Origin of the sequence: Quyinboa mangrovi, from assembly GCF_042219825.1 — a bacterium.
Taxonomy (GTDB): Bacteria; Bacteroidota; Bacteroidia; order Bacteroidales; family UBA5342; genus JBHJHP01.
Map to the genome: position 1 here is coordinate 736,244 of NZ_JBHJHQ010000001.1, position 14,869 is coordinate 751,112.

Consider the following 14,869-nt stretch of genomic DNA (forward strand, 5'->3'; position numbering starts at 1 on the left):
TTAAATTAATATTTATCGTGCTATATTTAATATTAAATTAACCTAAGGTCATTTATGGGTAAATAGATGCATTCTTTTGATTTATAAATTAATATTACGTTAACATATAATGTTTTCTGTAAATAAATTCCATAAACGCCAACAGCATATTACTGTTGATTTAACAGAAAATCAGGTTCAGCAAATAACATTAAACTACTTAAGTCAAAATACTGTTACATGAATTAGCACAAAACTTTATGGAATAAGTAAAAGTATCTGATAACATTGCATACAGGGTAAATACACGTTTTGAATGAACTTACCCAGGATAAAACAAAAACGAGGCTGCCCTTCAGGGACAGCCTCCTTCCAACAGATAGAATTCTGCTATTACTGTTTTATTAACCTTACATTTTCAACCAATTTGTTTTCCTGAACAATTCTAACAATAAATATGCCTGCCGGTTGCTCGCTTATATCCAATTTCCAAGAACCCGCAACTTTCATTTTCTGCCCCACCATAAGTCCGTTCATATTAAATATTGTTACATCATATGGCATCTTATTCTCCATTTTTATGGTTGCAATCCCTTTACAGACGGTTGGATAAACAATAGCAGGAGTCCCGCTAACTTGTCTAATATTGACTGCCGACCCAAGCGGTGTACTGTCGCTTATATCAGGAATACCATCATTATCATCATCGGTATCATTCATGTCACTTACCTTGTCACCATCATTATCCGGCGGTATTGAATTCGCGTCTAATGGATCTGTTCCATTATCCAGCTCATCTGCATCGGTATACCCATCGCCGTCATCATCTGTATCAACATTATTGCCTACGCCATCATTATCTGTATCCACACTTTCTGATGCATCTAGCGGGAATGCATCTTCATTATCACTCACACCATCGTTATCGTCGTCGTTGTCATTCAGATCACTGATTTTATCCCCGTCATTATCAGGTGGCACAGAACCGGCATCCAACGTATCAGTTTCATTGGCAATTTCATCTGCATCACTGTAACCATCACCATCATCATCCGTATCCGCATTGTTTCCTACCCCGTCATTATCTGTATCTGCACTTTCTGATGCATCTAAGGGGAAAGCATCTTCAGTATCAATCACACCATCATTATCGTCGTCAGGATCAGCATTATCACCAATTCCATCATTATCAAAATCCGTCGATTCAGTGGCATCCACCGGGAATTTATCTTCAGAATCAATTATACCATCGTTGTCATCATCGTTGTCATTCAGATCACTGATTTTATCCCCGTCATTATCAGGTGGCACCGAACCGGCATCCAACGGATCAGTTTCATTGGCAATTTCATCTGCATCACTGTAACCATCACCATCATCATCCGTATCTGCATTATTGCCGATTCCGTCATTATCTGTATCCACTGATTCTGATGGGTCCATGGCAAAATCATCTTCTGAATCAATAACACCGTCGTTATCATCATCCGTATCATTCAGATCACTTACCTTGTCCCCATCATTATCCGGCGGTGTTGAATTCGCATTTAATGGATCTGTTCCATTATCCTGCTCATCTGTATCGGCATATCCATCACCGTCATCATCCGGATCGGCATTATTTCCTACACCATCATTATCCGTATCCACACTTTCCGCTGCATCTAACGGGAATGCATCTTCAGCATCAATCACACCATCATTATCGTCGTCAGGATCAGCATTATCACCAATACCATCGTTATCAAAATCTGTTGATTCTGAAGCATCCATCGGAAATTTATCCTCCGCATCACTAACACCGTCGTTATCATCGTCCAGATCGTTCAGATCGCTCACCTTATCACCATCATTATCCGGCGGTACAGAACCTGCATCCAGGGGATCAGTATCGTTTGCCAGCTCATCAGCATCAGTATAACCGTCCCCGTCATCATCAAAATCAGCATTATTGCCAATACCATCGTTATCTGTATCTATACTTTCTGTCGGATCCTTTGGAAATGCATCGTCAACATCCAGCACACCGTCATTATCGTCATCCTGATCATCTTTGTCACTTATTCCATCACCATCCATATCATCAGGAACCGATTCTGCATCCAGCGGATCAGTTTCATTTGACAGTTCTACCACGTCGGGATAACCATCATTATCATCATCAGTATCGGCATTGTTTCCGGTGCCGTCATTATCCGTATCGATCCACTCAGACGCATCCATCGGGAATTCATCTTCTGTATCAATAACACCATCGTTATCATCATCTGCATCATTCAGATCACTAACCTTGTCTCCATCATTGTCAGAAGGTACAGAACCGGCGTCCAAAGGATCGGTGTTATTGGCCGCCTCATCCAAATCAGAATAGCCGTCACCGTCGTCATCTGTATCTGCATTATTTCCAACACCATCATTATCTGTATCCACCGATTCAGACGCATCCATCGGGAATTTATCTTCTGTATCAATTACACCATCGTTATCATCATCCGGATCATTCAGATCACTAACCTTGTCTCCATCATTATCAGGAGGTATTGAACCGGCATCCAAAGGATCGGTATTATTAGCCACCTCATCCGCATCAGAATAGCCGTCACCGTCGTCATCAGTATCTGCATTATTTCCTACACCATCGTTATCTGTATCCACCGATTCAGACGCATCCATCGGGAATTTGTCTTCTGCATCAATAACTCCATCGTTATCATCATCCGGATCATTCAGATCGCTAACCTTGTCTCCATCATTATCAGGAGGTACGGAACCGGCATCCAATGGATCAGTGTTATTGTCCACCTCATCAGCATCAGTGTATCCATCACCATCATCATCCATATCCGCATTATTCCCTACACCATCATTATCTGTATCCACACTTTCTGATGCATCCATCGGGAAATCATCTTCTAAATCAATTACGCCATCATTATCATCATCAGTATCGTTCATATCACTAACCTTATCGCCATCATTATCAGAAGGTACAGATTCTGCATCCAGTGGATCGGTGTCATTGGCAATCTCATCTGCGTCGCTGTAACCATCACCATCATCGTCTGTATCGGCATTGTTACCTATACCGTCATTATCTGTATCCAAACTTTCTGATGCATCCATAGGGAAATCATCTAGCGTGTCAATAACCCCATCATTGTCATCATCCGGATCATTGAGATCGCTGATTTTATCTCCGTCGTTATCGGATGGAACCGATCCGGCATTTAAAGGATCCGTTTCATTATCCGCTTCATCACTATCAAGGAATCCATCACAATCATCGTCAGTATCGGCATTATTCCCCACTCCATCTCCATCCGTATCCACCGTTTCAGTTGGATCATAAGGAAAAGCATCCAATTCATTGATCACACCGTCGTTGTCATAATCACAATCAATAAGTGTATAAGTAAAAATCCGGCTCACTGATGCACCATCAGCATCATAAGCTGTTACATTAATATCCACAACTCCGGACTGACCCGGCTCAGGTACAATATGAATTGTTTTTACCGTATCATCACCGGAAAATGTGATCTGATCTGATCGTACCAGCGTATCGTTTGATGAGGTAGCCTCAAGATATATTTTTGAGGGCAGGGTTTCATCATCGCTGGCAGTAAATGTAAATGCCAATTCCGGAACTGACTCACATGTACTGATATCATCAATATCAGACATATAGGGTAAGGAATTATTTATATGAGAGGTTGCAACATTTACCAGTTCAACTTGCTGCAGGTTTGATACGGCACCTGTTGATGCTGTAAACCCAAAATACACGTAATTATCACCACCAAAAACATCATTGATCAAATCAATATTAACAGAACTGATCGTCTGCGCATCATATTTTACCTGAAATTCCTTTTGTGTAGCCTTCCATGAAAATTCTACGTTGTGCCACACCCCATCTTCCATCTGTGCAACCTCATATACAGCAACCAATTCTTCATGTGCAGAAACTATGTTACTGTTACCGTGTTTTATGATCGCTATGTGATCTCCTGAAACCGGATCATAGGATGAATTATAATCGGTATCAAATTCAACCGCAAGTGAAGGCGTAATCCCGTTGTACCCCAGGCCTCCTGCCTGTGGCACAAAAACACGATTCGAGGTTTTCTGAAGCACAAATGCAGCTCCGTCCCCACCAGAGTCATTGTCACCAAAGTACATCTTTGCATTTATCTTAAAATTATAATTAAGATTAACACGTGACGCAGCCCAGGCAGCACCTGAACTATTTTGTAAATTTTCCGTTAAGGTTGCGATATCAGTATCTGTCAAAGATGCATCGCCGGCAACCCTCAAATCTTCAACCTGTGAAACACCATTGAATATGATACTATTACAAAGTATTAACAGGAAAACAACTTTTTGTCTAAGTAGTGAGGATCGTTTCATTTTCCCAAAGCTTATGTTAAATATTTCATTTTATTTAATGCAAATAAGTACAAATTAACATAATTTTAACTTATATTCCAAATATTTTGATAAAAAGTATACTATTCCGATTAAAGTGAAAACATTATTTTAACATTAATGTATTGAATTCAGACAGATTATGCAGGATTATTGATTTTATGTACTGAATCCTCCTGTTATTAATGATTAACTGAATTCTTGCTACATTTGTAAAAACTTTAAACATGAGAATAGCTTTATTTGGCCGGGAAATAACGGAAGAATACAAAGCCCACTTTGGTAAATTTATTGAACAGTGTCAAAAGGCAAATATAGAGTATGAAATCTCTGAGCTACTCATAGAAGACGTAAAAGGACATGGCATTGAATTACCACCGGATGTTGAAATACTGGATCAGCATGCCAATCTGAAATCTTTTGACTTCGTCTTCAGTATTGGTGGAGACGGAACCTTTTTACGTTCTGCCCGGCTTGTAGGTGATTCTGAAGTACCCATTATAGGTATTAATACCGGGCGTTTAGGTTTTTTGGCAGATGTAACACTTGACGAAATAAATGACATTCTTGACGACATAATACAAGGGAATTATGTACTTGAAAAAAGAGGCCTGATCAAACTGCATTCAGATTGTAATTCGTTTGAGAATTGCAATTACGCATTAAATGACATATCTGTATTACGACGCGATACGTCATCTTTGATCGTTATTCATGTTTTTATTGATGACCAGTTTCTGAATTCATACTGGGCAGATGGCTTAATTATCTCCACGCCAACCGGATCAACCGCCTACAGTATGAGTGCCGGTGGTCCTATAGTTTTGCCACAATCAAGCAGTTTGGTTCTAACACCGTTGGCCCCCCATAGTCTGACAGTGAGGCCATTGGTTATTCCTGATGCACAGAAAATTAAAATTAATATTGAATCGCGTTCAACCAATTACCTTGTATCGGTTGATTCACATTCCATGGCATTTGATATTAATAAAGAATTAATTATTACTAAAGCTGATTTCACAATCAATGTTTTAAAGCGTAATAACAATGATTTCTACGAAACACTGAGGAATAAATTGCTTTGGGGCCAGGATAAAAGGAATCAGTCATAAAACGGTAAATTTTACTATGGATAAAAAGGATTTTAGAATTATATTTATGGGAACACCGGACTTTGCAACAGGAAGTCTGGAAACTTTGGTCAATTCAGGTTATAATATTGTTGGCGTTGTTACCGCCCCGGACAAACCTGCAGGCAGAGGTCAGAAATTAATGGAATCTTCTGTCAAAAAATATGCTACGGCACACCACATTCCTGTCCTTCAGCCTGATCGACTCAAATCAGAAGAATTTATCAAACAGCTTTCCGATCTAAGCCCTGATCTTCAGGTAGTAGTTGCGTTCAGGATGCTGCCTAAGGTAGTTTGGTCGCTTCCCAAATACGGCACATTTAACCTTCACGCTTCACTTTTACCACAATATCGCGGAGCGGCACCCATAAACTGGGCTATTATTAACGGCGAAAAAAAATCAGGGGTCACGACATTTTTTATAGATGATAAAATTGATACCGGTGAAATAATTCATCAAAAAGAAGTTAATATACCGGAAGATATGAATGCAGGAGACCTGCATGATCTTTTAATGGAGACAGGTTCAGAACTTGTTGTTGAAACGGTACAGGACATCATAGACGGAACGGTAAAAACAATTCCGCAAAACAAATATTTTTCAAATATAACTGAACTGCATGCTGCGCCTAAAATTTTCAGGGATGATTGCAAAATTGATTGGTCCTTGTCGGGTGATATTATCTATAATCTTATAAGAGGATTGTGCCCCTATCCTGCGGCATGGACTTCATTCGTTTTTTCAGATCCCGGAAAAAATATTACTGCAAAAATATTTAAAGCAGAGGATATTCCTGATCTGCAAGCAAAACCCGGATATGTAAGAACCGATAATAAATCCTATTTACACGTTGGATGCAAAACGGGTTGGATAAACATCCTTGATCTGCAGCTTGCCGGAAAAAAAAGAATGTCGATTGAAGAACTGCTCCGGGGATTCCGGTTTGATAATGCAAAAGCTGAGTAGAATCAATTAATCCCGCTCATCGTCTTGGAAATGAGTTCAATAATATTTTTCCTGATGATAGGTTTTGAAATATAACCATCTGCACCGGCATTGATAAATCTTTGCTTTTCTTCACTTAACGTATAGGCTGTCTGGACAATAATCTTACTGGCAATCTTTTTACTTTTCAGTTTCAGCAATGCTTCATATCCATCCATTTCGGGCATATTAATATCGAGTAGTATCAGGTCCGGCTCTTCTGAATCTGTAAGTTTCAGCAATTCTTTGCCATTTTTCGCACGCTCAATCGATGCATTGAAACCAGATAATAATTCTCTCAAATATAAATAAGATGCTTCATCATCTTCAGCAATAATAATTGAGAGACCTGTCATATCAGATTCGGTACTGGACGTAGCAGACATCTCTGTCTTTTTAATATTTCCGGTTTCAAAAGGTATAGTAAACGAAAATATCGATCCCTCTCCCAATTTTGAACTTACATATATCTCACCACCAAGTAATTCTACCAGTCCCTTACTTATGCTCAGCCCCAATCCTGCCCCATGCTGTTCTTCTGTCCTTCCGGAATGATAAAAGCGATTAAATATTTCCTTCAGTTTATCAGTGGGTATACCGCATCCTGAATCTTTTACATAAAACTCAACAAAAGGCCTCTTGTCATATTGCTTAATATTAAAACCAAACTCAACAAATCCCTTATCCGTAAATTTTACTGCATTTGAAAGGAGGTAGATAAGTATCTGCTTTATGCGCTCAGAATCACTGAATACATAGATATCCCTGTTTTTATCTGTGAACCGTAGTCGTAGTTCAACATCTTTTTTTTGCAATTTAACAGGATCGTTACTAACTACATTATAACAAAAAGAGCATATCTCAATCATATTACACGCTGAACGGTTTATTTTAAGCTGTCCCGCATCTAATTTTGACAAATCAATAATATCATTAATTATTTTTAGAAGATGATTTCCAGACTCCTTAATCGTCCCCAGATATGTTTTTTTCTGTTCATCCGATATTCCACGATCAGCTAACAAATTGGAAAAGCCTATTATAGAATTCATGGATGTTCGGATTTCATGGCTCATATCGGCTAAAAATTTAGATTTATGTAAATCATTTTGCCGCGCTTTATCACGTTCTGAGAGTATTTTCGATTCGTAATCCTTCTGGGAACTGATATCAACAATACTCATCAAAAATTCGTGATCCGTCGTTCCCTTTTTATCTTTAAATCTGGCAAAGATCTTAACAAAAACTGTTTTACCTGACCTTGGTTTTATTTTAACCTCGCAAAAGCCAATATCGGTTTGGTATCTGACCTGTTCAAAATAATAGCTAATTATTTCCTGATACTCGGGCAGTACAAAACTTAAAAAAGGCTGGGTCATCAACTGATCCTTATCAGAATTTAAAGTATCTGCTCCTTTTTGATTAATATCTGATATTTCAAACTGTGCATTTAAAACAAGAAAACTGACGGGAGCTTCATAAAACAAATTTGTGTATGTTACTGAATCTGCAATATGATCATCATTAATTACTTTTTTAATCAATGTTTCCAGCTTAGATATATATTCCCGCTGTTCAACCTTAGTCTTTAAACCTAAAATTCGATTATATTCATCCTCAATATTCATAATATCCAAGTCCGTTATTAGTCATTATAAAAATACAAAAGCATGCTTTTGCACTTATTTCATCCATCCTATATAAAAATAAGTATATCTTTTAAAGATAGAAAAATCTTTTCTAATTAAAGTTTTTTAATCTCTTTTAAACAGCCATTAAAAGACATTTCAAATGTAACACATACATATTATATGTTAACACTATTTAAGCTTAAACAACATAAAAAAGCCTTAAATTAGTACATATATTTTTATTTGAGAACATGCTTAATGTTAAACCTGATTTTCAGGTATTTATATTATTCTCATTCATAGTAAATATTTAAACTCAAAAAGAAAAGATCATGAAATTTGAACTTCCCCCACTTCCTTATGCTTTAGATGCATTAGCACCTTATCTTGACAAGAAAACACTGGAATTTCACCACGGGAAACACCATCAGGCTTATGTTAATAATCTAAATAACCTGATTGAAGGCACCAGCTATGCAGATATGGATCTTGAAATGATTATTAAATCATCTGAAGGAGGAATTTTTAACAACGCAGCGCAAATATGGAATCACACATTTTATTTTGCACAGTTTTCAGCTGACGGAACCAAAGAACCGATTGGAAAACTTGCAGAAGCAATTAACAAGGATTTCGGTTCATTCGCTGAATTCAAAGAAAAGTTCAGTAAAGCAGCTGCAACATTATTTGGGTCAGGCTGGGCATGGCTGGTTGAAGGCAACGACGGCAAACTGGACATTATTCAAACCAGCAATGCAGGCATTCCTTTAAAAGAGGACATGAAGCCTCTGTTAACATGTGACGTATGGGAACATGCTTATTATCTGGACTATCAAAACAAAAGACCTGACTACATTCAGGCATTCTGGAACATATTGGACTGGAAGATTATTGAAGAGCGCTATTAAAACGTTTTACGATTTGTAAACAGGGCATTCCTATTTGGGATGCCTTTTTTGCATGTTTTTGGTATATTTGGCAGATTAAACATTTTAAATGGGCTTCAGGTATTTCACAGAACTAGCTTATAACGGATCAGGATTTCATGGCTGGCAGATACAGCCAAATGCAAATTCAGTTCAGGAAACCCTTGAAAATGCTTTTTCACTTATTTTGAGGCAAAATATACAACTTACAGGTTGTGGCAGAACTGACACAGGCGTTCATGCGAAATATTTTGTTGCTCATTTTGATTGTGAAGAGCAAATTTCAGATGCCGATCAGTTAATATACAAGCTCAACAGTTATCTGAATTTCGACATTGTAATCTACTCTGTTACACGTGTTGATGCAGAAACTCATGCCCGGTTCAGTGCTATTGAACGGGAATATGAATATCATCTTGTAACACGAAAAAATCCTTTCTTTAAAGATACAAGCTTTTTTCTGCCATTTACGCCGGATTTTGAGCATATGAACGAAGCGGCACTTAAACTTCTGGAACATACCGATTTTACGTCATTCAGCAAACTACATACAGATGTTAAAACGAACAATTGCAAAATCATCAGGGCTGAATGGACCAGGCAAAATGAATATTACTGGTTTTTTCATATTCGTGCTGACCGCTTTCTTCGGAATATGGTGAGGGCAGTAGTCGGAACCTTACTGGAGGTTGGAAAACATAAAATAACTGTTGATGAATTTGAATCAGTTATTAGAGAAAAAGATCGTGGAAAAGCCGGAACATCTGTACCAGGGAATGCCCTTTTTCTAACAGATGTTGTATTTCCTACGAATTTATTCCAACGGAAAGCGGACTAACCTCAACATTTACTTTTGGTAAAGTGAATCCAAATCTGCTGCCAAATCCGGGTTTACTTTCCACAAAAACATCACCATTCAGGCGTTCAATGATACGTTTTACGATTGAAAGCCCCAGTCCATGCCCGTTTTTATCGTATTTTATTCTAACATATTCTTTAAAAAGCGTGTCCTTTTTATCCTCGGGGATTCCAAATCCATTATCATCAACCCAGAAATACATATGTGATTCTGTCTCCCTGTAACCAATCTCAATTTCGGCAGGTTTACCACCATACTTTATTGCGTTGGATATCAGGTTCACCCAGACCACTTCGAGCCAGGGCGAATGAGACTTCAACTCTGGCATTACTTCAGGAATATTTATTTTCGCTTTTTCTGTAGATATGATTTCATCCAGTCCTGAAACTGAGCGGTTCACAACATCCTTCATCCTACAGTATTCCATTTTCACCTTCTCTTTTCGTACCCCTGATAACAACAGTAATGTATCAATAATCTGTAGCATTTTTTCCGACTGCATATTTATCCTGCGGAGATATTCCGTTTTTTCATCATCGTCAAAAATATAATCCTCATTAACCAGCAATTCCGAAAAACCCATTATGGCGTTGAGAGGATTTTTAAGGTCATGTGCAACCGAATGTGCAAATGCATCCAACTCCCGGTTAATTTCTTCCAGTTTCACAGATCTTTCCTTAAGCTCTCTTTCTGCACATTTAAGTGTTGTTATATCAACAATAGCAAAAATCAAACCATCAGCCAGATCATCCTTGTTTAAAGGTACTGCCTGTAACAATACCTCAAGAATTTTTCCTTCTTTGCTTTTCAGCTTTGTTTCAATTGAACCAAATCCTTTTTGAAGTAATTTTGGATATAATTCAGAGCCAATCTTTTGGTATTCTTTTTCATCGGAATAATATTTCAATGTGTCCTGATAAATTATCTCAACAGCATCATATCCTAAAATAGCTGTTGCAGCTTCATTTACCCAAACCACCCTTCGGCCTTTTATGAGAGTAATACCTATTGGAGACGATGACAGAATAGTATTTACTAAACGATCCTTATTTTTAAGCTCATTCTCCGTCTTCTTTCTTATATGTATTTCATTTTCAAGATCAATTGTCCTGTCAGACACTATTTTCTCCAGATTATTTTTATGTTCTTTTAATTCGGTAAAAGAAATACTGGTATAAAATAGTGTAATAGTTGCAATAAAAGCAAATACTATGAAAATCATAAATCCTTTATCTGCCATTTCATTTGAAAAGACAGTCATCTGATGTGTGGAAAGCCACATAACTAGAATCAGAACAATCAGATGAAACGGGATGAGTTTCTTTATGTCAATATAATAAGCTGAAATAATTGCCGCCGGCGTTACTATTACAAACAAATAATTATTATTAATGGCTTTTGCAGCAACAAATGGAATAAGATAACTACCTACCAGTATCAGTATTTCTTTTGGAGAATACAATTTTAAGGAGTTGATGCTATAAATCAGGGGGCCAAATAAAAAAAGTCCCATAGCATCAGCAGCTGAAATGCGAAGTATATTGTATAAAACTTCTATGTTCTCTACAATTACTTTGCCCTGGTATAATTCATTCAATACAACAAACCCCCAACTGGTAAGTAAAGATGGAACAATAGCGATATACAATAAAAACTGAAATACATCAAACCCCTGCCGAAACAGAGGTCTCCCTTTTTTTTGCTCCAGTTTTTCCCATATTACCCAGGCCATTAAAGGTTGAGTGGTTTTTATAACTGAACTCAATAGTATCGCAGAACTGAATACATAATTTACCGGTTGAGGATTGAAAATCTGGAACAACAAAAACTGAAGAATAAGATTTGAAAATACTAAATAAGGCAAAGCAGTTTTCCCATAGCGTACAAGCATAATAAATCCAAAACCTCCGGCTACCCATAACGAGAAATAGCCATCCGTTGGAATAAAAATATTATTATAACAAACTATTCCTGTAAGAATATATAGAAAACTGTATAATGACAGAAGTTTAAAATTCTTCATTAGTAGTAGGATTGATTTGCTTACAAAACTACTAATTTAACCTTTAATTAACAAATATTCATTTAAAATTTACTTATACGCTAAATAACTTAACATATAAAAAATATTCAAAACACATTAATTACTAATACACTAGATGAATTTCACATGTAAAAAGAAATTTCAATCAATCCTTTTATTTTTCCTTTTTCCAGCCATGGGGATTGGTGGATGACCTTTTTGCGACCGTCTTTTTTGTTTTTCATATACGTATGCGATTCTCCGGTCTTCATCTGCTGTCTTATCATTTTCTGAGAATGTTCATTATGACAATCAAGCAAACTTTGACCTATCAGGCTTTGCCCTCCGTATTTATTAAAGTCCCTGATTGAAGTATCATTCATATATATGATGGTAAAATTTTCATCACAGACCGTTACTGCACCATCGAACTCTTTTATCCAGTCAAACATCAGGCTTTATTTTTCGTATCAATAAGTATTGTTACAGGTCCGTCATTTAGTAATTCAACTTTCATATCTGCACCAAATATTCCTGTTCCTACACGCTTCCCCATTAAGTCAGACATTGCTTCACAAAAAGACTCATACAGCGGTATTGCAACATCAGGTCCGGCTGCTTTAATATAAGAAGGCCGGTTTCCTTTCTTAGTCATGGCATGAAGGGTAAACTGACTTACCACAATTGCATCTCCTTCGATATCCAACAACGACCGGTTCATAACACCCTCATCATCGGGAAAAATTCTGAGGTTAGTTATCTTCTTCGACAGCCATTCTACGTCCTCTGTGGAATCTGCATTCTCAATTCCAATAAGAATAAGAACACCTTGTTTTATGGAAGAAACAACATTTTCATCTACTGTTACCGATGCCTTGCTTACCCGTTGGATTACTGCCCTCATATATAAATTATGAATTAAAAATTAGGAATTATGAGTTTTATCTTATGTCTTTTTCTTATGTCTTACGTCTTGTGTCTTATACTTACTTTCGACCAAAATCTGCAGGTATTTCTCCCCAGTTCCTGGTGTCCCATTTAAGGATTTTTGTGTCATACGAATTTGATCTGAGCCATATTTCAGCTCTTTTGATCAGTTCAAAAATCCTGGCATTTTTACTGGTCTGAGTCAGTTTTGTATTGCACCGTTTTTTTCTGATCCAGGCCATTGCATTTTTACTATCTGTATACACCGGCATGTCAAGCTTTTGTTGTTTGAGCCATGCCAAAGCATGAACCAGTGCAAGAAATTCACCAATGTTATTGGTTCCATCCTCGTGTGGTCCCTGCCTGAATATTTCCGTACCGGAATACGTATATACCCCCCTGTATTCCATTTTCCCCGGATTTCCACTGCATGCTGCATCCACAGCAATACTGTTGGCTAGTGGGCCATCCGGATTTTCAAACAACTCAATGTTTATTTCGCTTACCCCTTTTTTACCAACAGCATTTTCCGGTCCTTTTTGATAAGCTTTTTCCGCTAACTCCTTCGTCTTATATCCTTTATACCTGGCACCTTCAAATCCATGAACCTGAGCGTTGCATTTCTCCCACGAATCATAAATACCGGGATTGTTTCCAACCCAGACAACGTAATAGTTGTTTTTGCTTTTTCCCATAATCAACGAGGTAAGGTTTTGGCATCAACCATTTTATACAATTTATCGGATCGTCTTATTTTTTCCGGAACCGAAATCGAAAACCGTTCCCCTTTTCTTGTTATCTGAACCGGTTCCAGATCAACGCGAAGTTCATCAACAGTCATTTCTATTACGCCGGTTGTTGGACCGGTAATTAATATTTCGTCCCCGACAGAAAGATCCATGGCGTCCATCTGGAACTCTGCTACTCCCAATTTTGAAAAATAATTTGTTCCTTTACCGATGTATATTCGTCTCTTTGTTGCCTCGGAGCCATAATTGGCACTCCATTCCCCCAGCTGTTGCCCAAGATAATAACCGTCCCAGAAGCCGCGATTAAAGACCATTTTCAACCGTTTGTCCCAATCAGCAATTTTCTCCTCTGTAAACGAATCATCGATCCAGGCTTCCACGGCCTCACGGTAACACGAAACTGTAGTTTTTACATATTCAGCACTACGAGCCCTACCCTCTATCTTAAGTACCCTGACACCTGAATCCAGAATTTTATTTAAAAAATGAATGGTCTTCAGATCCTTGGGCGACATGATGTATTCATTATCAATATCCAGTTCAATACCGGTTTCCTTGTCTGTCACATTATAGCCTTTACGGCAAACCTGCATACAGTTTCCTCGGTTCGCACTGGCATTCATTTCATGCAGACTCAAATAACATTTTCCTGAAACCGCCATACATAGTGCTCCATGTACAAACATTTCAAGCCGGATTGGTTTTCCTCCGGGTCCGCATAAATTATTCTGCGTAATCTGTATGTACATTTGAGCCACCTGATCAAGGTTTAGTTCCCGTGCTAATACTGCCACATCGGCGAAATGCGCATAAAACTGTAAGGATTCATAATTCGTAATATTAAGCTGTGTCGATAAATGAACCTCAACACCTGCACTGTTGGCATATTGCATCACCGCAACATCCGAGGCAATAATTGCAGATACACCAGCATCTTTTGCCGCATTTACATAACCACGCATCTGGTTTAAGTCATTATCATACATGACCGTATTCAGTGTGAGGTATGTTTTTATATTATGCTTTTTCGCAATGGATACAATTTTATGCAGATCGTCAACGGTAAAATTCAAAGACGACCGTGACCGCATATTCAGACTGCCAATTCCAAAATAAACAGAATCTGCACCTCCCTGTATGGCCGCCATGAGTGACTCGAATGAACCAACCGGCGCCATTATTTCTATGTCTTCCCGCTTCATATTCTTTTAAACTGGCACAAAATTACGACT

Annotated in this window: 11 protein-coding genes; 4 read left to right on the forward strand and 7 right to left on the reverse strand. The window is 37.9% G+C overall.

The genetic code is table 11. The features are described 5' to 3' along the window. Positions 1–372: 372 nt before the first annotated feature. Positions 373–4,389, reverse strand: coding sequence for a lectin-like domain-containing protein (locus tag ACE1ET_RS03100; protein WP_375726899.1), 4,017 nt, complete (start codon positions 4,387–4,389; stop codon positions 373–375). Between the two features lie 245 nt (positions 4,390–4,634). Here ACE1ET_RS03100 and ACE1ET_RS03105 point away from each other — a divergent pair, with 245 nt between their 5' ends. Both ACE1ET_RS03105 and fmt read left to right on the forward strand, forming a co-directional pair. Further along, complete coding sequence (locus tag ACE1ET_RS03105) at positions 4,635–5,519, forward strand: NAD kinase (RefSeq protein ID WP_375726900.1); 885 nt, start codon at positions 4,635–4,637, stop codon at positions 5,517–5,519. 16 nt (positions 5,520–5,535) lie between these two features. Next, positions 5,536–6,504 (forward strand): methionyl-tRNA formyltransferase, encoded by a 969-nt coding sequence (gene fmt, locus ACE1ET_RS03110; RefSeq protein WP_375726901.1) that lies wholly within the window; start codon positions 5,536–5,538, stop codon positions 6,502–6,504. Positions 6,505–6,506: 2 nt separating this feature from the next. Here the strand turns inward: fmt and ACE1ET_RS03115 are convergent, their stop codons facing one another. After that, positions 6,507–8,150, reverse strand: a complete 1,644-nt coding sequence (locus ACE1ET_RS03115) for a response regulator (RefSeq protein WP_375726902.1) — start codon at positions 8,148–8,150, stop codon at positions 6,507–6,509. 335 nt (positions 8,151–8,485) lie between these two features. Here ACE1ET_RS03115 and ACE1ET_RS03120 point away from each other — a divergent pair, with 335 nt between their 5' ends. Both ACE1ET_RS03120 and truA read left to right on the forward strand, forming a co-directional pair. Then, on the forward strand, positions 8,486–9,061 hold the full coding sequence (locus ACE1ET_RS03120) for a superoxide dismutase (RefSeq protein ID WP_375726903.1): 576 nt from the start codon (positions 8,486–8,488) through the stop codon (positions 9,059–9,061). 88 nt (positions 9,062–9,149) lie between these two features. After that, complete coding sequence (truA, locus tag ACE1ET_RS03125) at positions 9,150–9,917, forward strand: tRNA pseudouridine(38-40) synthase TruA (RefSeq protein WP_375726904.1); 768 nt, start codon at positions 9,150–9,152, stop codon at positions 9,915–9,917. Here truA and ACE1ET_RS03130 read toward each other — a convergent pair. The 5 genes from ACE1ET_RS03130 to ACE1ET_RS03150 form a co-directional block, all read right to left on the reverse strand. After that, positions 9,886–11,961 (reverse strand): ATP-binding protein, encoded by a 2,076-nt coding sequence (locus tag ACE1ET_RS03130; RefSeq protein WP_375726905.1) that lies wholly within the window; start codon positions 11,959–11,961, stop codon positions 9,886–9,888. The two genes, truA and ACE1ET_RS03130, sit on opposite strands and share 32 nt — an antisense overlap. 143 nt (positions 11,962–12,104) lie before the next feature. After that, positions 12,105–12,413 carry a PAS domain-containing protein gene (locus tag ACE1ET_RS03135; protein WP_375726906.1) on the reverse strand — a complete coding sequence of 103 codons (309 nt, stop codon included), beginning with the start codon at positions 12,411–12,413 and terminating at the stop codon, positions 12,105–12,107. Continuing rightward, positions 12,413–12,865 carry a D-aminoacyl-tRNA deacylase gene (gene dtd, locus ACE1ET_RS03140; RefSeq protein WP_375726907.1) on the reverse strand — a complete coding sequence of 151 codons (453 nt, stop codon included), beginning with the start codon at positions 12,863–12,865 and terminating at the stop codon, positions 12,413–12,415. The genes ACE1ET_RS03135 and dtd overlap by 1 nt, the downstream gene beginning before the upstream one ends. Positions 12,866–12,947: 82 nt before the next feature. After that, positions 12,948–13,583, reverse strand: a complete 636-nt coding sequence (locus tag ACE1ET_RS03145; protein WP_375726908.1) for a ribonuclease H1 domain-containing protein — start codon at positions 13,581–13,583, stop codon at positions 12,948–12,950. 2 nt (positions 13,584–13,585) lie between these two features. Next, on the reverse strand, positions 13,586–14,839 hold the full coding sequence (locus ACE1ET_RS03150; protein WP_375726909.1) for a peptidase U32 family protein: 1,254 nt from the start codon (positions 14,837–14,839) through the stop codon (positions 13,586–13,588). Between the last annotated feature and the right edge of the window lie 30 nt (positions 14,840–14,869).